Here is a 24,572-nt window from a genome sequence, read left to right as displayed (position 1 = left end):
CGTGCAGTTTTTCCGGAAAGTAGCCCTGGGCAGCATTCTCGCCCCCATAGTGCTTTCGCTAGCGTGCATAGCCACGCCCGCCGAAGCAGCGGCAACTACCGGAGCAAAGAAGGACGAAAAGAGTTCAGTCCAAGAAAAGGGCAAGAACGCAGCAAAGAAGAAGCCCGCAAAAAAATCCAAACCGGCAAAGAGCAAAGGCAAAAAAAGCAGCAAGGGTTCGGACAAGGTCCTGATCGACGCGAATGACCCCAAGGCCTTCACCAAGGCCATCCTCATGGAAAAGAAGGGAGTCAAGTACGAAGTCGTCGGAGAAAAGCGTCCAGCCGCACCCAAGGTCGAACAAAAAAAGAAACCCATAGACATTTACCTGGACCTTTCCAAGATGCTCGTGCCTATCACGCACGAGGCTCTAGTCGGCTCCCCCTACGGAATCCGCGACCACCGCCTGCACAGGGGTGTCGACGTGAACGTAATCAAGAACGAACCTGTCGTTGCTGCACTGCCGGGCAGAGTCATCATGTCGAGGTACAATGCGGGCGGATACGGGCACTACATCATCGTGGAGCACGAGAACGGGCTCCAAACACTTTACGGGCATTTGTCCGAAAGATTGCAGAAAGTCGATGATTACGTCTATCCCGGAGATATCGTCGGATTGGCGGGCAGCACAGGCAAATCCTCGTCGGCGCATCTCCACTTTGAAATCCGTTATGGCGAAGTCAACATTGATCCCGCCACCGTCATCGACTTTCCGCATTGGTCCTTGAAAAAAGGCGTAGAAAAGTTCTCGATAAAAAAAGCCACTATCGCCCACCGGAACATTCAGAACAAACTCAAGAAATACAATTATTACGTGGTCAAGAAAGGCGACACCCTCGGGGATATCGCCAACTGGTTCAATATTTCTGTTGAGTCGCTCTGCAGAATCAACAATCTCAATAAAGACGCCCCGCTCCGAATCGGGTTGAAACTGCACGGAAGTAAAAATTAAGTAGGGGTTAGGATCTAGAGGTTAGAATCTAGGGGTTAGGGAAAAATATCACGGCTTCGCCGCGATTATCTACTCTAGCCCCTAGCCTCTATTCTCTAGTCTCTTATTAGTTAGTTGTTGATGGTTAGGGGTTATAATTCCCTAAACGCTTGCTTGAGTTCGCGTGTAGCAGTCTCGGGGTCGGCCACCTTCATAATTGCGGAGACAACGCAGATTCCCGCGATGCCGGAACCCTTCAGCACAAAGATGTTGTCCTTGTTGAGCCCGCCGATGGCGTTGACGGGAATGGGCACGGCCTTCACAACGTCCTTGAGCGTTTCTACCGGGGTAATGACCGTATTTACGTGAGTCGTCGTAGGGTAAATCGCACCGCAGCCCAAGTAATCAGCACCCTGCTCGTAAGCTTCGAGCGCCTGCGGCACCGTCTTGGCCGTAACACCCACGATTTTGTCATCGCCCATCAATTTGCGAGCCAGATGCGCAGGCATGTCGCTCTGCCCCACATGTACGCCTTCCGCTCCGATGGCAAGCGCCACGTCCACGCGGTCGTCGATAATCAGCGGGATTCCATAACGGGCGGTAATTTCGTGCGTCGCCGTTGCAAGCCGCATGTACTCCCGTGTAGACTTGTCCTTTTCGCGCAGCTGGATAATCGTCGCGCCGCCCTTGCAGGCCGCCTCCACCACGGGCAAGAAGCGTTCTTCGGGAACGCAAGTGCTGTCGGTGATAAAGTAAAGCGTCATATCGAGATTTTTGCGCATAAGTAAGTCCTACACGTAAAGGTAATCGTTCAGCACGGGCTGTAAACCTTCGCCCGAAATGTCGCCGTACATATCGTTAAAGCTGCGAGAGTCGTTAATTTCAAACTGCTCGTCGCCGCCTTCCCCGTCATCGTGACCGCTGTACTTGCTTTCGTGGTCGCCAATGCCCGTCGAAACGCCGGCAGAGACCTTGGTTGCCGCAATCTTCACGATGCCGTTGCGGAATTCCTTGCTTTCGCGGCTCGAGACCGTGATGCCCACGAACGGGAGGAAGATGCGATAGGCGCAGAGCACCTGGCAGAGTTCCTTCTCGTGAACGTCGAGCGGGTCGATCTTGTCGTTGTTGATGATGGGGCGCAGTCTCGGGCAGCTGAGACTCATCTCGGCGTGCGGATACTTCTTTTGCAAGTAGTAGACGTGCAACGCGGATGCAAGCGCATCGCGGCGGAAGTCCGAGAGGCCGAGGAGTGCGGAGAACGCGACACCGCGCATGCCCGCCATCAGGGCGCGTTCCTGCGAGTCGAAGCGGTACGGGAATACGCGCTTGTGACCGAGCAGGTGGAGCTTTTCGAAACGCACCTTGTCGTAGGTTTCCTGGAAGACGGTCACGTAATCCACGCCGCATTCGTGCAGGTAGCGGTACTCGTCGACATTGACCGGGTAGACTTCCACGCCCACCATGCGGAAATACTTGCGCGCAAGCTTGCAGGCCTCACCGATGTATTCCACGCTGCTTTTGGCGCGGCTTTCGCCGGTGAGAATCAGGATTTCTTCCATGCCGCTGTCGGCGATGATTTTCATCTCGTGCTCAATCTGCTCCATCGTGAGCTGCATGCGCTTGATATGGTTGTAGCAGTTGAACCCGCAATAGACGCAGTAATTTTCGCAGTAGTTCGCAATGTAGAGCGGCGTGAAGAAATAGACGTTGTTGCCGAAGTGCTTGCTCGTCTCGATTTTCGCCTTCGCGGCCATCTGTTCCAAGTACGGAGCCGCGGCCGGAGAAAGGAGCGCCTTGAAGTCTTCGAGCGTGCAGCGTTCATGTTCCAGGGCGCGCTTCACGTCCTTGCCGGTGTACTTGGAATAATCGTAGTTCTCGGATTCGGAGAGGACCTTGTCGGCGATGTCCGACTGGATGACTTCCATGCCGGGCAGGTAATCCATGATGTTCGTGCGGGCGCTCGGGTCCGTCTCTATGCGGTGCTTCTTGGCGAGAGCGCCTTCCGAAAGGTTTCCGGAATCGAACAGGTAATTGTTGTCTTTTCTTTCTGAATTCATTTTATTAGATCCTTCGACAAAGCACTTCGGCTAGTTCGACAAGCTCACCAACCAGCTCAGTGACCTTATGTCGAATCTCGTTCCTAATCTCTCAAGAATCCCGTGAGCGGGTCGGAGGCGGAAGCCCCGCGCGTGAGAACGCGCCCAAGGCCTGCGAGGTAGGCCTTGCGACCCGCCTCGATAGCAAGCTTGAAACTCTGGGCCATCATCGGCAAGTCGCCAGCAGTCGCAAGCGCCGTGTTCGCCATGATAGCGGCGGCACCCATTTCCATAGCGGCACAGGCTTCGGACGGTTTGCCGATACCCGCATCCACGATGATTGGCAAGTCGATTTCGTCGATGAGGATCTGGATGAACTCGCGCGTGGAAAGGCCCTTGTTGCTCCCGATGGGGGCTGCAAGCGGCATCACGGCTGCGGCACCCGCGTTAGCGAGGTCGCGCGCCACGTTCAGATCCGGGTACATGTACGGCATCACCACGAAACCCTCCTTCGCGAGGGTTTCGGTCGCCTTGATGGTCTCGTAGTTATCGGGCAAAAGGTACTTCGTGTCGCGCATGATTTCGATCTTGACGAAATCACCGCAGCCGAGTTCGCGGGAAAGGCGCGCGATGCGGACCGCCTCATCGGCGGTGCGGGCGCCGGACGTATTCGGCAACAGCGTCACACCCTTCGGAATGTAGTCAAGGATATTCTCGTGGTCCTTCGTATTCGCACGGCGCACCGCCAGGGTCACAATCTGTGCCCCCGCATCGCGCACCGCAGCTTCAATCAACTTGAGGGAGTATTTTCCCGAGCCCAGGATAAAGCGGGACGTAAATTCATGCCCGCCGATAACCAATTTGTCGTCCATAAAGCCTTCGTAATGTTTTTTCGGGGGTAAATATAGAATTAGTGATTAGGGGTTAGGGGCTAGGATCTAGGGGTTAGGGAAAAATATCACGGCTTCGCCGTCTTATATTGACGCACGAAGTGCGTGATTCTTATTCACTAGCCTCTAGCCCCTAGCCTCTAGTCTCTACAAAAAAACTCCCAGCCAACGCGGCCGAGAGTTTTGCAAAACACCGTCTTCGCTATTACAGCGGGATGTTGGCGTGCTTTTTCCAGTGTCTCTTCTGTTCCTTGGTCTTCAAGGCGTCAAAAGCAGTCACCAGGCGCTTGCGCACGTCGGCAGGACGGACGACCTCGTCGACCACGCCCATGGAGGCGGCCACGTAGGGGTTCATCAGTTCTTCTTCGTACTTGGCAATGCACTGAGCACGGGCAGCCACCGGATCCGGAGCCGCAGCGATTTCCTTCTTGTTGATGATTTCCACGGCACCTTCGGCACCCATCACGGCCACCTGGGCAATCGGGAGGGCGAACACGTAGTCGGCACCCACGTCCTTGCTGTTCATGGCGATGTAGGCACCACCGAAGGCCTTGCGCAGAATGAGCGTCACCTTCGGCACGGTCGCTTCGGCAAAGGCATACAGGAGCTTTGCACCGTGGCGGATAATGCCCGAGTATTCCTGCTTGGAACCCGGCATGTACCCCGGAACGTCAACAAGCGCGAGAAGCGGAATGTTGAACGCGTCGCAGAAGCGCACGAAACGGCCAGCCTTGTCGGAACCATCCACATCCAAGGAACCCGCGAGCACCTTGGGCTGGTTCGCAACAATACCAACAACTTCACCGTCCAGGCGAGCAAAGCCAATCACCACGTTCTTGCCCCAGTCGCTCTGCACTTCGAAGAAACTGTCGACATCGGCAAAGGCGGCAATCACCGACTTCACGTCGTAGGCCTGCTTGTAGTTATCCGGAACAATGTCCTGGATCGTTGCGCTGTTGTCGAACGAAGCAGCCACATCGTTCGATTCAGACTTGGAGAACAACTTCTTGAAGAAGCCCGCTTCATCATTCTTGGCGGCTTCGGCAAGCTTGCAGTTGCATTCGGCAGTTCCCTTGCGGTTGCTCTGCGGCAAATAGCTCAACAACTTGCGCACGCCTTCGAGGCAGGACTTGTCGTCGTCGTACATGAAGTGCGCCACGCCAGACTTGGAGGTATGCACCGGAGCGCCACCCAGTTCGGCAGCGGTAATGTTTTCGCCCATCACCTGCTTCACCACAGCCGGGCCGGTCAAGAACATCTGGCTCGTCTGCTTGGTCATGAAGATAAAGTCGCTCAGAGCCGGAGAATAGCAGGCACCGCCAGCGCAGGGGCCCATAATCACGGCAATCTGGGGAATCACGCCCGAAGCCCACACGTTGCGGGCCATGATGGCGCTATAACCGGCGAGCGAGAACACGCCTTCGTCAATGCGGGCTCCACCACTATCGTTCAGCGCGACAAACGGGGCACCAGCCTCGACAGCCATATCCAAAACGCGGCAAATCTTTTCGGCGTGGCACTGGCCCAAGGCACCGCCACCCACGGTAAAATCTTGAGAAGAAGCAAAAACAAGGCGGCCATTCACCTTGCCATAACCCGTCACGACACCGTCGCCCAAAATCACCTTGCTTTCTTTAAGGACGCGGTTGCTGGACTTGCGGAGAGCGCCAATTTCCACAAAGGTGCCTGCATCAAACAGCATTTCCATGCGCTCACGTGCAGTAAACTTACCGGACTGGTGCTGCTTATCGACACGTGCCGCACCACCGGCCGCCTGGGCTTGAGCCAGGAGACCTTCCAGTTTCGTCATATGCTTTTCATTCCACATAGTGTAAAGAACTCCTTTACTGTAATAATTTCGTAGCCAAAGATAAAAATTGTTAACAATCCGGTCAACTCGGAAAAAGGACTTTCAAACCCGCATAAGAAAGATGGAAGATTATTTTAAGCAAGCCGCCCCGGGGCTATCTAATCCATGCCAAGAATCAGCCGAACCGCCGTAAGGGCCTGGTGCGCGGCACAAAGCATCACTCGCGGAGCTACCAGCCCGATTCCGTCGGCGACATCGCTCACCCCGTCGCCGCAGAGGTAAAATTTGTCCGTAATCTTACGGGTACGGATGGTATTCCCGCCGTCAAAGCCCGCCATCCCGGAAGCCGCCACCAGGAACTTGTCCGGCATCGTCTCGAGGACCGCATTCACAAGCATCGCCTTCGCCTCGGCATTATCGAACGCCTCGCAAACCACATCGGCATTTGCAAGGAGCGTTGCCACATTCTCGGCAGTCACCTTCTCAAAATGCGTTTCGTATTCCGTGTACGGGGCAATCTCTTTCAAGTTCGCAAGCAGAGCTTCGGGTTTGGGGAGGCCAACCTGACACGCCTTGTATTGCTGACGGTGCAGGTTCGTCACGTCGACACAGTCAAAATCCACGAGAATAAGTTTCCCTACACCGGCACGCGCCAAAGAAATCGCGATATTCGAGCCGAGCCCGCCCAGCCCGCATACAGCAACGATCGTCGCCTGCAACTTGCGCACGGCATCGGCACCCTGCCGCTTCTCGAGCGCGGCAAACATTTCTTCGCGAGTCGGCACGCGAGTTTCCATCACCCGCCACCTACAAAGTTCACGACCTCGACCACGTCGCCATCGGCGAGCACCGTCTCGGCATACTTCGCCTTCGGAACAATTTCTTCGTTCCGCTCCACGGCAATGCGCACGGTATTGTACCCCGCTTCCGCAAGGTATTCGGCGACGGTCTTCCCCGCCGCATCGACACTCTGTCCATTAATCGTCAGCATATTGCCAAATATAAAAAAACAGCTATCCATCAAAATTCAACGGCTACCTCTAGGCGTGTTTCTTTCGTAATTCACCTAATACACAATGTAATACATTGTACATTATTATTTATATTTACAAGCAAACAAGGAGATTACGCATGAAAAAATACTCTCATGCATGGATTGCATTTATGGCAATCAAGCGTCTAGAACTCATTGCCACAACAACCGACGAAAAAGTCGTCTCCGGCGTAACCGATAAAGTCCGCACAGAAGCCACGGCCTTAGTCAAATGGTTCAAGAATTACCGCGATTTCGTGATTAAGGGAGCGTGGTACCCCGACGAAGTATTCAAAGACATGAGCACAAGCCATATTGTAAAATACACCCCCGCCGAAATCGACGAAAAAGTCACATTCCGCAAATTACCCGCGACACACAGCATCTTCACTATGATGAGCAAAAAGTCGCCCCTACTCAACAAGCCCTACATCATCGAAGACGGCAACTGCGCGGACCGTTGCGAAGCCATCTCACACAGCATCATCGACAATTTCAAAATGCTCTTCCGCGAAGAAAAGGGCTGCCCCATCGCCACCTCCGGCAACCACATCGCCATGCGGTTCTTTATCTTGAGCCACTACATCGCCGACTGCCACATGCCCCTGCACTGTGATTCGCGTTCTTTCTCCAACGAAAAAAACATACACGGCGCCATCGAAAAGAAATGGGAAGATTATATTACCAAGGCATATAAAATTGACAAAGACAACAACCGTTTCTTCTACGACCCCGACGGCTACCCGCTACCGCTTAAAGAAAGCGACTTCACCACGAACGTAGAAAACGAAATCGCCACAAGGAAATACATACACGCATGGGGCGGTAAGAACAACAACGTATGGGATTTCATGAGCGCCGTTTCGCAGTATTCCTACCTGTTCTCGTACTTCTTAATTCCCAAGGATTTCAGCAACACCCAATCCATGCAGGAATTCACCGAAGAGACCGAATGGGGTCGCAATTTCGAAACGTACAGTGCCATGATCTTTAGCGATGCCATCGACGCCATCGCCCGAATCTGGCTACACATCTGGATCAAGTACACGGACTGGCTGAAGTAGCCCTAGAACATTACTCTGTACGGAATCTGCTTGTCGAAGCGGCGGCCCTTGAGGTCGCGGTAACCCTTGCGGGCCGGGATCAGCAAATCGTCGCGAGGAACAATGCGCTTGATGGCCGTCGTACTCGTGTCCTTCGGGCCTTCGTCGAACTTGATGTTGCCGAGGAGCGTTTCGCCGCCAAGACCTTCCGCCGTCAGGTAGAAGTCCTGCACGCCCTTGAGTTCCGGCATGTTGGAGCAGCGCACGTCAATCCACTTGCTTTCATTGCCAGCCGAGGGCAACTCGCACTTGGAAATCACGTTGCCCTTCTTGCTTTCCTTGCGGATGTTGAGCGTTCCGCCTGCACCGTTCTTCACCTGCACAAGCACGCCTGGGCCCACGATGGAATCCGTAATCACGTTCTCGAAAATCGCGTAGCCGCCATCCTTGATGGCGAACTCGTCCTTGTCCGTCAAACGCACGCGGATGCCGTTGTCAAAGCCGTTCGCCGGAATCGTATCGCGGATGATGCGCAAGAAGTCAAGACGGTCGAGTTCCGCATAATGTTTGCCCTTCGTAATTTCGATGAAGTTCGAGCCGCGCTTGAGTTTCGTGGGGATGTACACCACCGACTTCTCGGGGAATTCGCTCCACGCGCCCGTCAACGGCAACTCAATTTCCTGCTTCTTGCCGTTGATGCTCACAAAGTGAGAACTTCCGTTTGCGCCGTCTTCGGTCCAGTCATTGTCGTAGCGGTAACGGATAAGGTAATCGCCCGCCTGCGGAATAATCATCGGCAAGCGAATCTTGCTGTCTTCGTAGTTGATGTAGGCGCAGAACTCGCCGTTAGACGCCTTGGAACTGCTCGAAATATCCACATGCGTCAAGGCTCCATGTTCCGCCTCGGCGCTCAGGTAACGCCCGAGGAACGGTTGCCCCAGTTCCGGCCAGCCATCGTCGGTATAGACGATATCGCGGACCTGGATGTAGGAATTTCCGCCGTCATTCTTGTCGTAGTAATGGTTCACAAAGCGCTGGCGGTTCACGTCCTGGAACGCCTCACCGCCCGCAGGCCCGTAGTAGCGCCCGTAACGGCTCAGCAGAATCGTGCCGCCGCCATCCAGCAGCCTCTTGCCCGACTTGTCGACATAGCCGCTCGTAATCGATTTGGAACGCCCGACCGTCGTCTTGTAAGAATTGTTCTCAAGGTCCGCACCCTTCTTGCAGCAGTTATCCCACGCCGTAAAAAGATAGTAGTAGCCGTTGTGCTCAATGAGGCTTGCGCCCTCGATACCCGAGCCACCGCGGTTCGCGATGTTGATCATCTTCGCGCCGTCCTTCACCTTGCCCGTCGTCTCGTCGAGTTCAAGAATGTGGATGCCCGTGCCCCACGAACCGAATGCCATCCAGACCTTTCCATCGTTGTCCTTCAGCACCGCCGCGTCAATCGCGTTGTACGAATCGCTCTTGACCGTGTGAATCACCTCGCCCATGTCCGTCCAGCCATAATCCGGCTTTGTCGGGTCGATTTCCTTGCTCGCCATGAAGCCCATGCCCGACGAGCGGATGCCCATCTCGGAACCGCAATAGTACATGCGGTACTCGCCGCCAATGTAATGGATATCCGGCGCCCAGATGTCAATCATGTTCGGCGCATACTTGTAAAGCCACTGCGAGAACTTCGGCATCGCCTGCTCGCCGTTCTTCCAGTTCAGCGCATCCTCGGAAAACTGCATGAGCATGTGGTTGTCCGTCGTCGCGAGCGCATAGCCGTCCTCGTAACGGATGATGTCCGGGTCGTGCCCCGCCCAGCGGGTCTCCTTCGCGTACCAATCGGCCGCAAAGGCCGAATAAGCCAAAGTAAGCATTGCCGCAGTCGTTACGACAGAAGCCTTGCCAATCCCGAAATTCATCATATCCTCGCTTTACCCATACACCATACCCTAAATTTATACACCCTTAAGCCATTCGTCAACCATCCAACAATCCAATACCATTGATTTTTTCACAACAAGAAACAGCGTTTTTCAGCGTCAAACCGCTTGCGAACCCGCATAAATAAAGGTATATTCAGAAAGCAGGTCTTATAGGGGCTCTTTATGAGCGAAGGCAAAACTAAAAAACGACAACTAACCTTCAGCGATGTCAAATTCCGGGTGAGCGTCAAAAAATTGATTCACCGTGATAATCGGGATTTCTTTGATTTTCTCCAACACCAATAGGTCCGAATCGCCGCTCACCAAATAGTAGGCTTTCGCAGCAATCGCACATTCCAAAAACATATTGTCTTTAGGATCTCTGCAGACATCCACTGCCGCATTCTTTTCGATAATGGTCATTACCTTTGCAATTTGGCTTTTCCACCTTGCTGCGATATCGGGCCTTTTGCAGGCTACTTTATCAATAATACGGCAATACTCTGCCATTATGTCGATAGTTGCAAAGGGCTTTATTTCTTGGCGAAAAATAAGAGACAGGAATTTTCGAGGCGAACCATTCCAAAAAATACCCGAAACAAGTACGTTGGTATCTACAACGACGTTCATCGATTTTCCTTGATGAACGTGCTTAGCATATCCGGAGTCGTTTCCAGTTCACTTGTGATTTTATCCGTCTCTTCCACAAGAGTCTTGAATTCAGACATGCTGGGCATAAGTACCGGCTTGAGCAAAATATTCGTACCATCGCACACGACAATCAGCTTATCCCCGGTATCCAGGTTCAGTTGATTACGGATACTCCTTGGAATGACGATTTGCCCTTTTGTCGATAGGCTTGTTATTTCTAGAGTGTCCATAGCGCCTCCGGTAAGATATTCTTACCACAAATATAAATAAAAACTTCGTGGCAGTCAATAGTCCAAATTAAAAAACGGCTCAAACCCCTAGATTGACGCAAAATGCGTCCGCAGGCTACGTTCGGTCATGACAAAAAGCAAACTTTTTGTCGCGACACTCACTTGCTCGCTTTCCATCCAATTTTTCTGATTTTTTCAGAGTCAAACCGCTTGCGAACCCGCATAAATAAAGGCATATTCAGAAAGCAGCTCTTATAGGGGCTCTTTATGAGCCGAGGTTAAACCTCCGAAGGCAAGATTGCACTAAATGCACCAGGCCATATACGACGGAACCTTCATTACCCCGCCTTCAACCGAAAATTGCTTGGGGTGGATTATAATAGACTCGCCCAGCCCGCCATAGCGTCCGTTTTTTAGGGAGGGGCTTGCAACGGCAAAATAAAAGTCTAGACCGTACAAATTCTAGGGCCTAGACGTTTTCGATGATTTACCCGGACACTAATAATATTTTTTAGTGTATCGGAATCATCTTATTTATTCCTTCTGTTGTCCGTGAACAGCCTCTTCAACCAAGACATTGACAGGCTCGCTGCACTTTTGGGAGACTTCCTCGTAAGAAAGTGTGGTATAAGTTTCTCGCGGGGGCATAAAGCTTTCAAACGTTTTTTCAATCGTCACGGCATCGTACACATGGGAAAATTGAGCATTCCAAAAAGAAAGACGCCGACGTGTTTTCCGTTTGTAATCTCTGAGCACGACAGAAGACTCATAGCCATCAAGAACCTCATCTGTGGAAAATTCCTGGCTGTATTCTTCAACAGATTTTTTCAACTTTCGGACGACCGCCGATTTTTCTGAATCCAGCAAAATCCACTTGTCAATCGAAGCGCCACCGCGTTGGCTTTTCAATTTCCGTTCAGCATAACTAAAGTCGGTATTGTCACACATGTCATAAGTAAACTTGAAAAATACGGAATCGTTTTTTTCGCGGAAGGAGACTGTTTTAGAATCGTTCGCCCACGCATCAGATTCAGACATGATCATTTCGTAAGCCGCTCCCTGGGACGCAGCCAAGTCGTCTTGTTCCAAAGGTTCATCAAATATTTCTCCATAAGGACGAACCATAACAATCCAGAAGGAGATGATAAAAATAAAGAGTGGAACAATCACAACAAGGGGAACACACAACCGATGCCAGATTTTTTTCGCATTGAACGCCCGGCCAAAAAATCCACTGACAATAAAAAAGAAGATATAGGACAATATTACTGCAAATAACGATGCAAACGAGAAAACGTTTTCAAAAGCATTATCCTTGATTTTATAGACAACGAAAACATAGCCGCCCACAAGAGCACTAAAGATTGCAATCCAAAGGCCGAGCCAAAGCCACTTAAAGCGAAATTTCTTATAAAATATGGCAAGAAAGAAACTCAGCAAATGCGGCAAAGCAATCAAGAATACAAGGAGAAAAGGTGGCAACAATGTCGCAGGATGTTTGAAAACATCAAGCAAAATGTCAAGCAATTGCCAAAGGAAATTTATCATATAATTCAATATATATTTTTTAGCTCACAAAGTTTTTTCAGCAAGCAGATTCAGACCTGGCAAGGCATTTTAAGAGTCTTAGAAACTTTTTGCCCCAAAAGGGGGAAGCCACCCCCTCGCTTCTGCCCCATGTCATCCCCGCCACCATTTTGTCATCCCCGCGAAGGCGGGGATCTTCCTGTGGCATACGCTACCCCCTCGCCTAAGGGGCTCCACCCCCTAAAACCCCCGAAAGTTCCTACTTCAAGAATCCGTACTTATAGACACTCTGTTCAATTTTTGAAGCGAGAATTTTTTGACGGGTGCGCAAAACCGAGATTAGATCTATGTAAGTGGAATCTTCTGAACTGCTGTTCATGTGTCCTTTGGCATCAACACCCTGGAAATGCTTGCGGATATCATAGAAACTTGCGTTAGGTTTTGCACCAGTTTGAGTGTGGTAATATTTCCAAAGTTCTAGCCCGGCATTATATACAGTTTGAGCTTCATCAGAAAGATTCAACGAGTGCGATTCCATGAATTCTTTCAGGAACTTGTTCATGAAATTACTCTTGAAAGTACTTTTACAACCAACTTGCTCGCGAGTAAAAGGAATCCAATGGTTTGTGGCTAGTGATTGCTTGTCGGTAGTTAGTACTTCGGATGAAATCCTGTTTTGCCCATGGAATAGAGTATAAATCAGGCAATCTGTTTGGAAAGCAAAATCCTCCTGCCAGCCATCATTCGGATAAAGGAACTGATCACGGTCATTAAGCCATAAAGCTTCAATACAATGACGAACGGCAAAGTAAATCGACATTTGCGTCACATTCTTTTTTGTCACTTTGAAAAAGAAATGTGCTTTGTAATCATTTGGAGTCAATTCGCAAGTCAGGAATACACCATTTTTGTTTTGCATATCCTGTCCGTTTACGCGAATAAATGCAATGAGTTCTCCATCAAGATCATAGAAGTTTCTAATCCAATGCAACATAAATTTGCAGTTATTATATGCGTAGAATGTATGTTTTCCCTGAAAAACTCCATTTGAATCATAAACATCAGCAACGGTTGGATTTAAAGACTCTTTATTTTCGAGTAAATTAGACATTTCCTTTGTATCCCATACAAAGAAACCTATTGGAAATTGGCCCTTAACATTATCAAAAGTATTTGCAGGAACAACAAAACATTTTTGCAATTTCGCTCTAAATACCTCACGGAATTTCACAAAATTTGGAGCACAAAGAGCCTTTAATTTTGAGAATTGACCTAAAACGCAACCATTTAGTTCATCATGGATTCGCAGGAGAAATTCAGCATAAAGTTCTCTTGCCGCCGTTCCAACAATACCACTCCATTTTTCATAAATCTTGTTTTCAAACGAAACGCCACTCTTGTTCTTTGCATCAGAATTCATTTGACGCTTATTTCCCGCTTCCGCATACGGAGGGTTTATGTAGATAACCAGTTTCTTACGTTTTTCGGGGTCATTGATGATTTGCTGCAATTCTTCAGGGCACTTGCCAAATTCATCATTCAGAAAATCGAACTGAAAAATATGGTTTTCGGGCATGGACCATCCGTTATTCACACGGTCCGTCATCACATCGAGATCCTGCTTATCCAATGTTGATGCCCACACATTGTCGTAGTTGGTGAGCCCGTTCAGCAGGTTGCCCGTTCCGGCGCAACAGTCCCATATACAATAGTCATCTTGCCAGGTTTCTCCGAGCACATCCGCTAAATACTGCTGAGATTTTTCCACCCATATCTGCGGAGTGAAAAAACTGCCCTTGCGTTCGCGGATATCCTGAGGAACCAACAAATCACGTCTTTCAATGATATAATCCCAATATTCCTCTTGTGGGGGTCTCTTATAGATACTCCAAAATTCCTTATACGCCTTTTGCTTATCCTTGAATTCAACCGTGGAATACGAAAGGAATCCATTCTCGTCTAGTTTCTTGGCTAACGCGTATTTTGTCCTTTTCAAGACAACAAAGAGATTGTCCTTGATGGAACGATTGTCGCTAGAAAGTAAATCAGCCAAGAAGAAGTCCGCCGATATGATTCCAGCCTTGTTTACCTTTGTCCAATCTACATTGATAGATGGTTTTACTGCAGTTTCCCATTTCTGGAATACGAAAGTAAAATTGTTCTTGGTAACTGAAATTTTTTCGGAGATGTCCTTCGTAATTTTGAAATTGGTACGAATGAATTTTTTTAGTTCTGCAGAATCACTCTTGAATCGGAAAAAAATCGATTTCTCTTCAAGTAACTTTTGGCAAAGATCGTGAAGTTGCTTAAATTCCTTGGTATCGTGATTGCTCGGGGTTACATTCCAATTAAAATCATTCTGGTAGAAAATTTCCTGAATATCGTGATACTCGATAAACGCAAATTTTTCGGCATCAAAGGCTCCGATGTACTTGGGTGGCAGGTTATGCTCAAAGGAACGCTCCTTACCGATGGTGAGCATCAATTGCACAAAAGATTCGTATATGTCGTGGGTGTTACCCTGTTTCGCCTCTGCCCATAAGATGCTCTTGAGGTCGGCGATTTCGTCTTCAAAAAGTTCCGTTCGTTCGCCAGTCGTATTGTGTTTTGCAATTACGAAGTCAATGTTTCCTAGTTGCGTATATTTGTAATCGGCAAAGAAATCCTCGCGCACGGCGGATTTCAACTGTTCTTCGCGGAGCTTTGAATAATTCATGCCTTGAATATAAGAATTTTTAGCGAAATCGGATGCTTTATCCTTTGCAATAGGGGTTTTAGGGGCAGAGCCCCTAGGCGAGAAGGTGGGAAGCAACAACGCAAGCGTCGCGCGACCTAGGGGAGACTTCTCCCTCCCCTTTCAAAATATTGGATTCACATCTTTGTAGAATTTTTCATAAATCTCTTGACATCCGCCCATAGAGAGATTATATTTATTAGTACACAAACGTTCTAGTGCTCAAAATTTCAAACGTTGCGGTTTTACGCTTGTCCGCAGCAAAAAGGAGTAAAAGATGAAACGAATAAACGTCATGAACCGAGAAATCAAAACAATGCTCGTTAACGGCGTCGATTATGTCTGCATTACTGATATTGCTCGGCAAAAGAATCCGGTGGAGCCTAAGGATGTTGTGAAAAATTGGATGAGGTCAAAAAATACAATAGAATATTTAGGTTTATGGGAAATGTTGAACAATCCCGACTTCAAAGGGGTCGAATTCGACCCCTTTTTAAAAGAAGCTGGTAGCCATTCGTTCACCATGAGCCCTTCTCGATGGATTGAAGAAACAGGTGCAATTGGACTCATTTCTAAAAATGGTGTAAACGGCGGGACTTTTGCACAATATGATATCGCCGTCAAATTTGCAAGTTGGGTTTCTGTCGAATTCGAATTGTACTTAGTTAAGGAGTTCCAACGCCTCAAGGCTGCGGAACAGGCCCAATTAGGATGGTCATTACGTCGTGAACTCTCAAAAATCAACTACCATATCCATACGGACGCCATCAAGCAGAATTTGATTCCGGCTACACTTACAAAACAACAGATGAGCATGGTTTACGCAAACGAAGCTGATGTTCTAAATGTTGCATTATTCGGATTTACTGCTAAGGAATGGCGCGATGCACATACCGATTTGCAGGGCAATGTCCGCGACTATGCGACGGTAAATCAGCTTATATGCCTTTCGAATATGGAATCGCTGAATTCCGTCCTGATCAAGGAAGGCTTGCCGCAGCCAGAACGATTGCAAAAGCTGAACCAGATTGCGATTTCGCAGATGACAGTGCTAGAATCCATCGGAGAGAACAAGTTACTGAAATAAGAGGTGGTCAAAAGTTTTGACCACCTTGCCAAGCTGAAATTAAGGCAAAAAATAAATATGAATAAGCTAGAAAACTCAGCCAAATGGTCAAAAGAACGCCTTGATGCGGAACTTGAGAAAGGCTACAACGACATGCTGAAAGGCCACACCCGCCCAGCCGCGATGGTCCTTTCCGACGTCAAGAAGAAAAGCAGTCTTTAAAACATCACCCGATACGGGATTTGCTTATCGAAGTGGCGGCCCTTGAGGTCGCGGTAACCCTTGCGAACGGGTTCCATCGAATTATCGGAGCGAACTGCGCGCTTTTCAATCGCAGTCGTTCCAGACGAACTTGAAATTCCGCTATCACGTGAACCCGGCTCCGTTTCCGATGAACTGGAAACAACCTCCGAATTTGAAATTACAGAACTCGAAGATTCCACGACTGGTTCCGGCAACTGGGCGGCCTTGAATTAGAACTTCTGGTTATCAGTCCCGGTGCGGACCCACGTGATCACGGGCATGCCCGCATCCTTCGAGATGTTCAGCACGTCGCCCACGAAGTCGCTGTCGTAGTCACCGTAAACGTAGTAGCCCTTGTTCACGGACGCATTCTCGATGCGGATATCGCAGGCAGTCTCGGAAGTCTTGACAGTATCTAGTAATGCCTTGGGCGGGCAGTAATAGCGGCCGGTCGCAAAATTCTTGAGTGTGTAATGGCGTGCGGAATCGCCCTTCACAATCACCCATAACTGGGCCTCAGCAGAATCTGCCATCGGGCGCTGCACCACGATACCGTTTTCATCTTCAAGTGCCATATTGCTATGCGTTACCGTCAGGCGGTAGCCCCCTTCGACAAGCGGAGCATTATTTACTTTGTCTACACCCGTCGAGGTGCGCTTGATTTTCTGGATATTCGCATCCTCGTCGTAATACAGGTAGTCAATGTTCACGGAACGGCGGTAAGTCCAGCCGCCCGGAGAGTTCGCGCCGTGATACATAAAGTACCAGTGCCCGAGATACTTGAAAATCGCCTGGTGATTCGTTTCGGAATTGTCGAGTTTGTCGTTGATGACACCCTTCTGCATCCAGGGGCCATTCAAGCTCGATGCCATCGAGTAGTTCGTCGTCGAGGGATAACCCGAGGCGTAACTGAAGTAGTAATTGCCGCGGTACTTGTGCATCCACGGAGCCTCGAAAAAGTCCTTGATCTTGATGTCTTCGGGAGTGCTCGCGAGTTCGAGCATGTTCTCCTTGAGTTTCACGCGACGGCCCGCATTCCACGAGCCCCAATACATCCAGATGTCATCGCCATCGTAGAAAATCGCGGGGTCGATATTCAGTTTCACGTCGTTCTGCGTTTCGTCGGTCACCAGCGCATGCCCGAGCGCGTCCGTCCACGGACCCGACGGATGATCCGCCACCGCAACGCCAATCGCAAAGCCTTCGCTACCATTTTCCTTGATTGTCGCATGGTGCACCGCCACGTACCAGTAGAACTTGCCGTTACGGTATTCGCAATGCCCCGCAAACGCGCTCGCGTTCGCCCACTTGAAAGTCTTGACACTCAGCACCGCGCCGTAATCGTGATAGTTTTCCATATCGTCGGTCACCATCACGTGCCAGTCGTTCATCACGAACGCCTCGTTGTTATTGCCCTGCGGGCCCTGCTCGTCGTGCCCAGCGAAAATGAACAGACTGTCGTGATACACGAGCGCCGCCGCATCCGCCGAATAGAAATCCGTGGTGAGCGGATTCGCCGCGAAACAAGCCGCAGCCGCAAACAACGCGATAGAAGAAATTTTATACATGACAAAAACCTTTTTGGTGAGATCCCCTAGAACATCACCCTGTACGGGATTTGCTTATCGAAGTAGCGGCCTTTGAGGTCGCGATAACCCTTGCGGGCGGGCGACATCGTATTGTCGGGGCGGACTGAGCGCGGGACAATCGCGTCCGTTCCCGAAGAACTGGACAAAATACCGGCAATTTCCGAGCTGCTAGATGAGCCCGTCAAATCTGCCAAAGAGGAGCTGGAAATCGGGTCGCCGCATGGCTCCTGATTGCAGACAATCTCCCCCGACGAACTTGCGAACACAATGTTCCTGACAATCGCTTCGCCCGAAACGCCGGATGCCGTCAGGTAAAAGTCCTTCACGCCGCCGATGCTCTTGAGGTTCGAGCAGTTCACCGTCGTCCAGCCCTTAGATGTAAATTTCTCGTTGGCAGCCACCAGTTCGCATTCCGAAAGAACGGTCCCGTCCTTCTTGCCGTCGCGAATGCTGAGCTTGCCGCCTGTAAGGCTCTTCACCTCGACAGCTACTTCCACAGACTTGATGGAATCCGTCACCACGTTCTCGAAAATCGCGTAGCCGCCGTCCTTGATGGCGAACTCGTCGTCCTTCGTGAGGCGCACGCGGATGCCGTTGTCAAAGCCGTTCGCAGGAATCGTATCACGAATCACGCGCAAAAAATCGATGCGGTCGAGTTCCGCAAAGTTCCCGTTCGGTTCCGGTTCCAGTTCGATGAAGTTGCCGCCGCGCTTGAGTGTCGCAGGCACCATCACGATGGCCTTTTCGGGGAACGTGCCCCACTCCCCCGTCGGCGGGAGCGTCACCGTCTGCGACTTGCCATTCACCGTCACCTTGTGCGTCGCGGCCGCATCGCCGCCGTTGGCGTAGCGGTAACGCAGCAGGTAATCGCCCGCCTGCATAATGTTCATCGGCAGGCGAATCTTGGAGCCCTCGGTATTCACGTACGCAAGGTATTCCCCGTTCGAAGCCGTATTGCTCCGCGTAATCGCGAGGTCGCCCGACACCGCACGCGTCAGCACGCCATGCTCCACCTCGGCACTCAAATAACGCCCGAGGAAGGGCTGTCCCATCTCAACCCAGTTATCCTCGGTAAACACGACATCACGGATGTGGATATGGTTGTACTTGTCGCCATTCAAATCGTAGTAGTGATGCACAAAACGCACGCGGTTCAAGTCCTGGAAGGCCTCGCCGCCGCCCGGCCCCACGTAGCGCCCGTAACGTTCCAAGAGAATCGTGCCGCCACCGGTCGCCATATCGTTCCCTGCGCGGTCCTTGTACGGGCCCGTCACCTTGTCGGCACGGCCATAAGCCGTCTTGTAGGTAGTCTGCTCAATATTCGCGCCCTGCTGACAGCACTTGTCCCAAGCAGTAAAGAGGAAATACTTCCCCCCATGTTCAATGAGGCTCGGTCCTTCTTCCGCGCCCTCGCTCGCCTTGCTCGTACGGCGGGCAATGTTGTAGACCGTCTTGTCGTCGCTCGCCTGGTAACCCGATTGCGCATCCAACTTGATCAGCTGAATGCCGAGCCCGAACGAGCCGAACGCCATCCAATAATTGCCCTCGGTATCCTTGACCACGTCGGCATCGATGGCGTTGTACTTGTCCGAAGTCACGGTGTGGAAAACATGGCCATGGTCCTTCCAGCCGTAGCCATCCGTTCCGGGCATAATCGAAGTCGTCGCCTGGTAGCCAATGGCCGAAGAGCGCTTGCCAAAGACGGACACGCAATAATACACGCGGAATTCGCCATTCATGTAATAAATGTCCGGAGCCCAGATGCCCTCGGTACCGGGCGCATACTCGTAGGCCCACTGCGGAATCGCGCTCACGGTCGACTTGTGGTCGCGCCAAGTGTAGGCATCTTCGGAAGTCCACAGTTGCAGATTGTTGTTCGTGCTCATGAGGGCGTAGCCGTCCTCGAAGCGCACCATACTCGGGTCGTGACCGGGTTGCAAGTTGTCTTTCGCGTACCAATCTGCGGAAAAAGCAAACGACACTCCAAACGCAACCCCTAGGCCAACACACCCAAACATTGAGCCAAAACGGCAACGAAATCCCAAACACATATAATACTCCCTGACGGTTTACCCTTAATATACCTTTTATTTTCGTAAAAGTCAATAAAAATTCTTTATTAAAAGTCTACGTTTTTACAAAATTTCAAACAATTACATGTATTTTCAAGCACATCAAGCAAATAAGAAAGTCCACATTTAAACAAGCATTCATAAAGCCCCACCCAAATCAACACCACGGCAGAAAAATTCCAAGAAAAATATTTTCCAAAAATGTTAAATTCAAATCATGAAAAAAATTGCCCTTATCTCTTTATGCGGAGTCGCGCTGTTCACGGCTTGCAGCGACGAATCCTCTTCTAATGTCAAAGTTTCCACTGACGACTCGGACATCATCGCAAAAACACACGACGACCTACCAGCCTGTTCCGACACCCGAGAAGGTGCGTTCGCCTACGTAAAAGACGAAAAGCAGGGCTACACTTGCCATAATAATACGTGGACTCCTGAAGAACCTTCTCAAGAATCCTCGTCTTCAAAAATTGAGGACAATTCCTCTAGCAGCGAAGCTTCTTCTAGCGGAGCCAACGACATCCAGGAACCTACTTCGTCTGCGACAGACGAGCCATCTTCGTCCGAAACCGTAAACTCGTCTTCTAGCACCGAAAGTTCCAGCAGCGCAGAGCCGAACTCTTCTACGGATTCTTCCTCTTCCGAGGAAGCCCCTACTTCTTTTGCAAGCCGCGACATCAGCGTAGGCGCATACCAGTATGTATTTACCGACACAGACAATTTAAACGTAGTCATTTACAACAACGAAGAACAAGCTATCAGCAACCTAACACTTCGTTTATATGTATCTGGGAAACCTGAAAACATAGAACCCGTTCCAGGTGAAGGGAGACAGCCGGGTTCCTGTCCGTTCATCATTGACGAGGATATCTGCCAACTGCACGACAGCCTCGGATTTAGTTTACCCTGCAAACTTGCAGATGGCACGGACGCCAGCGATACACTAAGAAACAACTTTAGACATTCCATTCCTATAAAAATAGACAGTTCCTATAACGCATCAACAGAAGAATACACCTATTATATTCCTGTCCCTCTCGGAAGTCTGGAAATTCCCCCATCAAGCAGCCTGAGAATTGACATAAACTTTTCGAGCGGAATTTACCAGAGCAACACATGCGAAACCCTTAGGACCAAGGCAAAAAAAGAACTTAATTCAACTAGCGGGGGTTGGTCCTGGGCGGCCCACCAAAAAGACGTAGACGGAGCCGACTACGACGGAATTCCCCTATGGGAAAGGGATCAGGGCGACACCGAAAAAGCCCCGATTAACCCATACATCACCATTTACATGGACGACGAACTTATCTCCGGCATTCCCCCGAAATTCTAAGTTCGCCGCACTTAATTGCCATATTCAAAAGGTTTTCGCTCACGCGGAGCAAGCAACAATTCAATAGAAAAGTAGAACCGGAATCCGGACGCCTTTACGACATCGTCTGCCCAAACATTTTCCACCCCACTCCTGTAGCGTAAGCCAATTTCAATGTTCGGTTCACAAAAATCCAACACCATACCAGCGCCAAACGCCGGGTAGAACTGATATGGCAATTTCCTTTTTTTGTCGGCATCATCGTTCTCTTGTAGCGAATTAAACCGACCCCCCGCATTTACAAGCCCATAAAGAGTCACAAAGCCCCTTCTATACACGGCATATCCGGCATTCAATTCAAGACCGGCATCAAAGAAATAAAGTGAATCCGATTCAGCATAATCCCCCTTTTGAAAATCAAAGATGACTCCATACAGGATTTTCTCACGTATTCTGCCCCATCCAATGTTGAAGCCTATAGAATTTTCAACTTTGTCAGAGATATCGCCTGCATAAACGTCAAATAAAGCACCCAGCGTCACCCAGCGACTCTTATTGTTGTCGAAAAATATATCCGTCCAGTATTTTCCGACTAGATAATCCAACTGCTTACGATTTGAGAGCTGCGCCTTGCGCTCTTCGATCAACGAGGATACTTGAACTTTGCTTTCGTACAGGCCAACAAGCAAAATAAAAACAAAAGCCCTGTCACTCTCATTTTCTATTTCGTCAAGAGTCTTTACGAGCCTCCCCGACCGCAATTCCTCAGCCATTTTATCCTTAATTTCAAAATAGAATTCATCGTAAAAGCCTTTCACAGCCTTCTTCTCATCAATGTAATAAAGCGACATGGTACTCGTGTTATAAAGCGCCACGGAATCTACATTGCTAAGGAATTCAAAATCCTTCAAGAAATATTTAACCAAAAGCTTTTCGCTTTCGTAAAACAAAGGCCGTTCGGTCGTCTTTTTGATTTTTTCGGCTTTCTCGACAATTTGCTTGAGGTCATCGAGGTGGTTGTCTCGCAAAGCATCCATCATCGCATTACGGCAACGTAACAAGCCCGCCGAATCAAGCGGCGTATCCTCTGCGGCGCAATAACCCCGTCCCATGAACAAGGCCACCACACAAAAAAGAAAGGCCAAACAGCTAAAAAAGTCACGCATAACATAAATATATATTATCAAGTAAAAAAAATAATTTATTTTATATTGGGTAGATTTGAATTAGGAGCGAAGAATATGAAAAGAATCATGCTGTCAGCACTTTGCGCCACGTCTGTCATTTACGCAGGCTCATTCGAAACCTGGAATGGGGCCAAAGTTAGTGAAGACGCAAATTCTGATCCTCAAATCCATACAGGCCTTGGCAATGGACTCAAAACAGAAGGCTATTGGTATTCCTACAATGGTGCTTCGAAATCATCTAAAATTAGCTGGCCTGTACCAATAGACCCCCTTTACGACAGACAAAGTTTAGAGCCCGTCATCTACGAATGCAAAGGCTTTTGCGGCACAGCAAATCTAAACAAAGAATCTAACGAACACGATCCGTTTGTCGGCGTGGGATTCAACGTCGTTGGTCAAATTTCGGAAACAGATCCAAATCCAGCTACCGGCGACGCATCCGCCTGGGGTGGGCTCTGCGTGACCTACACGTCTGACACGGATATCGCGTTGGAACTCGGCCTTGGCGAAGCCGTCGATTCCACAATCAATTACGCAAATCCGGCCGTAAATCTCCCTGCATCCAAAACAGGGAACAAGGTTGTCGCTTCATGGTCCGACTTTAAACAACCTTCATGGTACGATGGCACGGTTAAATTTGACGGAGAAACAGCGGCAAAACAACTTGCCGCCGTACACTTTAAAATTCAGGCGGCCTCAGGCGATTACAAATTCAACATTTGCGCCGTTGGCCCCAAAGATGGCACATGCCCGGAAAAATGCAGCACCCCGACAGCAACAGAAGCAATCAAGGTTGTTCGCGAAGTTTCTGCAGCCAAAGCTATTTTAAACGGGCACACGCTCGAATTCACGGGCATAAAGGCAACCGCCGAAGTAATCAATTCGCTCGGGCAAGTCGTGATGAAGGGCGCTATTGGTAACGCAGCAACGCTCAACCTTGCAACGCTCGATGCGGGAATTTACATCATACGCATCAGCGGGAATAACGTGAATCTTTCAAAGAAAATTGTACTGAAGTAAAGCAATACAAAAAAGATTAGTATGCAAAAATCCCCCGGCATCGCCGAGGGAGTTTTTCTTAAAATGAGATTGCCACGCTTCGCTCGCAATGACAAGTGAAGCGCAAATGTCAATTATATTAGGTGTGAGCGTCGACCCATTCGGCGTTCTTCTTGCAAGCCTCGACGGACTTGGCGAAGGCAGCCTTTTCTTCGTCGTTCATGGAAACTTCGAGAATCTTTTCGACACCGTTAGCGCCAACCACGACCGGCACGCCGCAGTAGAGGCCCTTCACGCCGTATTCGCCGTTCAGCATGGCAGCGCAGGAGAACACGTTCTTCTTGTCGAGGAGGTAGGCTTCGGCCATGTGCACGGCAGAAGTAGCCGGGCTGTAGAAAGCGGAGCCGCGGCCGAGGAGGTTCACGATTTCGCCACCGGCACCGGCGGTACGCTTGGCGAGTTCGGCAAACTTTTCCTTGCTCATGAGCTGAGAAACCGGAATACCGGCAACAGTCACGCATTCCATGATGGAGACCATCGTGTCGCCGTGGCCGCCCATCACGAGGGCCTTCACGTCTTCGACAGACACGCCGAGTTCGTCGGCAACGAAGCAAGCGAGACGGGCAGAGTCAAGCACACCAGCCATACCGATGACCTTGTTGGCCGGGAGACCGGACTGCTTCTGCATGTTGTAGACCATAGCGTCGAGCGGGTTCGTGATGACGATAACGAAAGCGTCCGGAGCGTTAGCCTTGATGGCTTCGGCGACCGTCTTGATGACGCCGCAGTTCTTGTCGAGGAGGTCGTCACGGCTCATGCCCGGCATACGCGGGAAACCGGCGGTAACAATAACCACGTCCGCACCCTTGAGGTCGGCGTAGTCGGTAGAGCCCTGAAGATCGACAGAGGAGTTGATGACGGAACGGCCTTCCATGATATCGAGAGCCTTGCCCTTGGGCATGCCCTGAGTTTGCGGAATGTCGATAAGAACAACGTCGCCGAGATTCTTCTGGGCGATAACGAGAGCCATTGTACCACCAATCTGACCTGCACCAACGAGTGCAATCTTCTTTCTAGCCATGATTAACCTTCCTTTTAAGGCGTTTGAAATTTTTCGCTGTAAATATAGCAAAAAATGAAAAGAAAAAAAGCGTCTACAAGTCGCATTAGTAGCCAAAACTAGCGCAAAAAAAGCAAAAAAAAACGTCCCAACGAAACTACCAACTTCTTAAGAAACGTTTACAAATCCTTGGATAAATAATCA

The 24,572-nt window shown here is 49.9% G+C and carries 22 protein-coding genes; 6 read left to right on the top strand and 16 right to left on the bottom strand.

Features of this window, described 5'->3' with window-relative positions; all coding sequences use genetic code 11:
* Position 1: 1 nt before the first annotated feature.
* Entirely contained in the window at positions 2-991 is a 990-nt protein-coding gene (locus Q0Y46_RS09505) for a M23 family metallopeptidase (RefSeq protein ID WP_297946926.1), read from the top strand.
* Between the two features lie 131 nt (positions 992-1,122).
* Here the strand turns inward: Q0Y46_RS09505 and thiE are convergent, their stop codons facing one another.
* From thiE to thiS, 6 genes are all read right to left on the bottom strand, one after another.
* Entirely contained in the window at positions 1,123-1,752 is a 630-nt protein-coding gene (thiE, locus tag Q0Y46_RS09500) for a thiamine phosphate synthase (protein ID WP_297946924.1), read from the bottom strand.
* A gap of 9 nt (positions 1,753-1,761) precedes the next feature.
* On the bottom strand, positions 1,762-3,027 hold the full coding sequence (gene thiH / locus Q0Y46_RS09495; protein WP_297946922.1) for a 2-iminoacetate synthase ThiH: 1,266 nt from the start codon (positions 3,025-3,027) through the stop codon (positions 1,762-1,764).
* A gap of 83 nt (positions 3,028-3,110) precedes the next feature.
* Positions 3,111-3,878 (bottom strand): thiazole synthase, encoded by a 768-nt coding sequence (locus Q0Y46_RS09490; RefSeq protein ID WP_297946921.1) that lies wholly within the window; start codon positions 3,876-3,878, stop codon positions 3,111-3,113.
* Positions 3,879-4,101: 223 nt separating this feature from the next.
* A complete protein-coding gene (locus tag Q0Y46_RS09485; protein ID WP_366522513.1) occupies positions 4,102-5,724 on the bottom strand; it encodes an acyl-CoA carboxylase subunit beta in 1,623 nt (540 codons plus the stop codon).
* 140 nt (positions 5,725-5,864) lie between these two features.
* Positions 5,865-6,503 carry a thiamine biosynthesis protein ThiF gene (gene thiF, locus Q0Y46_RS09480; protein WP_297946917.1) on the bottom strand — a complete coding sequence of 213 codons (639 nt, stop codon included), beginning with the start codon at positions 6,501-6,503 and terminating at the stop codon, positions 5,865-5,867.
* A complete protein-coding gene (gene thiS, locus Q0Y46_RS09475; protein ID WP_072978161.1) occupies positions 6,503-6,697 on the bottom strand; it encodes a sulfur carrier protein ThiS in 195 nt (64 codons plus the stop codon). Before thiS ends, thiF begins: the two co-directional genes overlap by 1 nt.
* A gap of 140 nt (positions 6,698-6,837) precedes the next feature.
* On the opposite strand from thiS, the gene Q0Y46_RS09470 reads away from it, so the two are divergent.
* Entirely contained in the window at positions 6,838-7,803 is a 966-nt protein-coding gene (locus Q0Y46_RS09470) for a hypothetical protein (RefSeq protein WP_295685234.1), read from the top strand.
* A gap of 2 nt (positions 7,804-7,805) precedes the next feature.
* Here the strand turns inward: Q0Y46_RS09470 and Q0Y46_RS09465 are convergent, their stop codons facing one another.
* The 5 genes from Q0Y46_RS09465 to Q0Y46_RS09445 form a co-directional block, all read right to left on the bottom strand.
* Positions 7,806-9,698 carry a family 43 glycosylhydrolase gene (locus Q0Y46_RS09465; protein ID WP_297946914.1) on the bottom strand — a complete coding sequence of 631 codons (1,893 nt, stop codon included), beginning with the start codon at positions 9,696-9,698 and terminating at the stop codon, positions 7,806-7,808.
* A 213-nt stretch (positions 9,699-9,911) separates the two neighbouring features.
* On the bottom strand, positions 9,912-10,328 hold the full coding sequence (locus Q0Y46_RS09460; protein ID WP_295685228.1) for a putative toxin-antitoxin system toxin component, PIN family: 417 nt from the start codon (positions 10,326-10,328) through the stop codon (positions 9,912-9,914).
* Positions 10,325-10,579 (bottom strand): AbrB/MazE/SpoVT family DNA-binding domain-containing protein, encoded by a 255-nt coding sequence (locus tag Q0Y46_RS09455; protein ID WP_297946912.1) that lies wholly within the window; start codon positions 10,577-10,579, stop codon positions 10,325-10,327. The genes Q0Y46_RS09460 and Q0Y46_RS09455 overlap by 4 nt, the downstream gene beginning before the upstream one ends.
* 534 nt (positions 10,580-11,113) lie before the next feature.
* Positions 11,114-12,127: a hypothetical protein gene (locus Q0Y46_RS09450; protein WP_297946910.1), complete on the bottom strand. Its 1,014-nt coding sequence runs from the start codon at positions 12,125-12,127 to the stop codon at positions 11,114-11,116.
* 238 nt (positions 12,128-12,365) lie between these two features.
* The gene (locus tag Q0Y46_RS09445) at positions 12,366-14,822 is read right to left on the bottom strand and encodes a hypothetical protein (RefSeq protein ID WP_297946909.1); all 2,457 of its coding nucleotides are present in this window, start codon (positions 14,820-14,822) and stop codon (positions 12,366-12,368) included.
* A 295-nt stretch (positions 14,823-15,117) separates the two neighbouring features.
* Between Q0Y46_RS09445 and Q0Y46_RS09440 the strand changes: the two genes are divergently transcribed.
* Together Q0Y46_RS09440 and Q0Y46_RS09435 are read left to right on the top strand one after the other, a co-directional pair.
* Positions 15,118-15,927 (top strand): KilA-N domain-containing protein, encoded by an 810-nt coding sequence (locus tag Q0Y46_RS09440; protein WP_297946907.1) that lies wholly within the window; start codon positions 15,118-15,120, stop codon positions 15,925-15,927.
* A 57-nt stretch (positions 15,928-15,984) separates the two neighbouring features.
* On the top strand, positions 15,985-16,128 hold the full coding sequence (locus tag Q0Y46_RS09435; RefSeq protein ID WP_297946905.1) for a hypothetical protein: 144 nt from the start codon (positions 15,985-15,987) through the stop codon (positions 16,126-16,128).
* Here Q0Y46_RS09435 and Q0Y46_RS09430 read toward each other — a convergent pair.
* From Q0Y46_RS09430 to Q0Y46_RS09420, 3 genes are read right to left on the bottom strand one after another with little or no spacing between them, the layout of a single operon-like run.
* Positions 16,125-16,364 (bottom strand): hypothetical protein, encoded by a 240-nt coding sequence (locus tag Q0Y46_RS09430; RefSeq protein WP_297946903.1) that lies wholly within the window; start codon positions 16,362-16,364, stop codon positions 16,125-16,127. The two genes, Q0Y46_RS09435 and Q0Y46_RS09430, sit on opposite strands and share 4 nt — an antisense overlap.
* A 15-nt stretch (positions 16,365-16,379) precedes the next feature.
* A complete protein-coding gene (locus tag Q0Y46_RS09425) occupies positions 16,380-17,717 on the bottom strand; it encodes a family 43 glycosylhydrolase (protein ID WP_297946901.1) in 1,338 nt (445 codons plus the stop codon).
* A 26-nt stretch (positions 17,718-17,743) separates the two neighbouring features.
* Positions 17,744-19,720, bottom strand: a complete 1,977-nt coding sequence (locus Q0Y46_RS09420) for a family 43 glycosylhydrolase (protein WP_297946899.1) — start codon at positions 19,718-19,720, stop codon at positions 17,744-17,746.
* A gap of 307 nt (positions 19,721-20,027) precedes the next feature.
* On the opposite strand from Q0Y46_RS09420, the gene Q0Y46_RS09415 reads away from it, so the two are divergent.
* Positions 20,028-21,143 (top strand): hypothetical protein, encoded by a 1,116-nt coding sequence (locus Q0Y46_RS09415; protein WP_297946897.1) that lies wholly within the window; start codon positions 20,028-20,030, stop codon positions 21,141-21,143.
* An 11-nt stretch (positions 21,144-21,154) separates the two neighbouring features.
* Here Q0Y46_RS09415 and Q0Y46_RS09410 read toward each other — a convergent pair whose 3' ends face one another.
* Positions 21,155-22,288 carry a hypothetical protein gene (locus tag Q0Y46_RS09410; RefSeq protein ID WP_297946895.1) on the bottom strand — a complete coding sequence of 378 codons (1,134 nt, stop codon included), beginning with the start codon at positions 22,286-22,288 and terminating at the stop codon, positions 21,155-21,157.
* 75 nt (positions 22,289-22,363) lie between these two features.
* Here Q0Y46_RS09410 and Q0Y46_RS09405 point away from each other — a divergent pair, with 75 nt between their 5' ends.
* Positions 22,364-23,329: a T9SS type A sorting domain-containing protein gene (locus Q0Y46_RS09405; protein ID WP_297946893.1), complete on the top strand. Its 966-nt coding sequence runs from the start codon at positions 22,364-22,366 to the stop codon at positions 23,327-23,329.
* A gap of 118 nt (positions 23,330-23,447) precedes the next feature.
* On the opposite strand, the gene mdh is transcribed toward Q0Y46_RS09405, so the two are convergent.
* On the bottom strand, positions 23,448-24,389 hold the full coding sequence (mdh, locus tag Q0Y46_RS09400) for a malate dehydrogenase (RefSeq protein WP_297946891.1): 942 nt from the start codon (positions 24,387-24,389) through the stop codon (positions 23,448-23,450).
* Positions 24,390-24,572 lie beyond the last annotated feature (183 nt).

It is taken from the genome of uncultured Fibrobacter sp. (assembly GCF_947305105.1).
Taxonomy (GTDB): domain Bacteria; phylum Fibrobacterota; class Fibrobacteria; order Fibrobacterales; family Fibrobacteraceae; genus Fibrobacter.
Note: the sequence above shows the minus strand (reverse complement) of the source record. Positions and strands in the feature narration are given on the sequence as shown.

Excerpts from the sequence above, each read along its gene's own strand:
- mdh (WP_297946891.1), bottom strand. The coding sequence starts at position 24,389 with ATGGCTAGAAAGAAGATTGCACTCGTTGGTGCAGGTCAGATTGGTGGT.
- Q0Y46_RS09415 (WP_297946897.1), top strand. The coding sequence starts at position 20,028 with ATGAAAAAAATTGCCCTTATCTCTTTATGCGGAGTCGCGCTGTTCACG.
- Q0Y46_RS09435 (WP_297946905.1), top strand. The coding sequence starts at position 15,985 with ATGAATAAGCTAGAAAACTCAGCCAAATGGTCAAAAGAACGCCTTGAT.
- thiE (WP_297946924.1), bottom strand. The coding sequence starts at position 1,752 with ATGCGCAAAAATCTCGATATGACGCTTTACTTTATCACCGACAGCACT.
- Q0Y46_RS09425 (WP_297946901.1), bottom strand. The coding sequence starts at position 17,717 with ATGTATAAAATTTCTTCTATCGCGTTGTTTGCGGCTGCGGCTTGTTTC.
- Q0Y46_RS09450 (WP_297946910.1), bottom strand. The coding sequence starts at position 12,127 with ATGATAAATTTCCTTTGGCAATTGCTTGACATTTTGCTTGATGTTTTC.
- Q0Y46_RS09490 (WP_297946921.1), bottom strand. The coding sequence starts at position 3,878 with ATGGACGACAAATTGGTTATCGGCGGGCATGAATTTACGTCCCGCTTT.
- Q0Y46_RS09485 (WP_366522513.1), bottom strand. The coding sequence starts at position 5,724 with ATGTGGAATGAAAAGCATATGACGAAACTGGAAGGTCTCCTGGCTCAA.
- Q0Y46_RS09455 (WP_297946912.1), bottom strand. The coding sequence starts at position 10,579 with ATGGACACTCTAGAAATAACAAGCCTATCGACAAAAGGGCAAATCGTC.
- Q0Y46_RS09445 (WP_297946909.1), bottom strand. The coding sequence starts at position 14,822 with ATGAATTATTCAAAGCTCCGCGAAGAACAGTTGAAATCCGCCGTGCGC.
- Q0Y46_RS09410 (WP_297946895.1), bottom strand. The coding sequence starts at position 22,288 with ATGCGTGACTTTTTTAGCTGTTTGGCCTTTCTTTTTTGTGTGGTGGCC.
- Q0Y46_RS09405 (WP_297946893.1), top strand. The coding sequence starts at position 22,364 with ATGAAAAGAATCATGCTGTCAGCACTTTGCGCCACGTCTGTCATTTAC.
- Q0Y46_RS09470 (WP_295685234.1), top strand. The coding sequence starts at position 6,838 with ATGAAAAAATACTCTCATGCATGGATTGCATTTATGGCAATCAAGCGT.
- thiS (WP_072978161.1), bottom strand. The coding sequence starts at position 6,697 with ATGCTGACGATTAATGGACAGAGTGTCGATGCGGCGGGGAAGACCGTC.
- Q0Y46_RS09440 (WP_297946907.1), top strand. The coding sequence starts at position 15,118 with ATGAAACGAATAAACGTCATGAACCGAGAAATCAAAACAATGCTCGTT.
- Q0Y46_RS09465 (WP_297946914.1), bottom strand. The coding sequence starts at position 9,698 with ATGATGAATTTCGGGATTGGCAAGGCTTCTGTCGTAACGACTGCGGCA.
- thiH (WP_297946922.1), bottom strand. The coding sequence starts at position 3,027 with ATGAATTCAGAAAGAAAAGACAACAATTACCTGTTCGATTCCGGAAAC.
- Q0Y46_RS09460 (WP_295685228.1), bottom strand. The coding sequence starts at position 10,328 with ATGAACGTCGTTGTAGATACCAACGTACTTGTTTCGGGTATTTTTTGG.
- thiF (WP_297946917.1), bottom strand. The coding sequence starts at position 6,503 with ATGGAAACTCGCGTGCCGACTCGCGAAGAAATGTTTGCCGCGCTCGAG.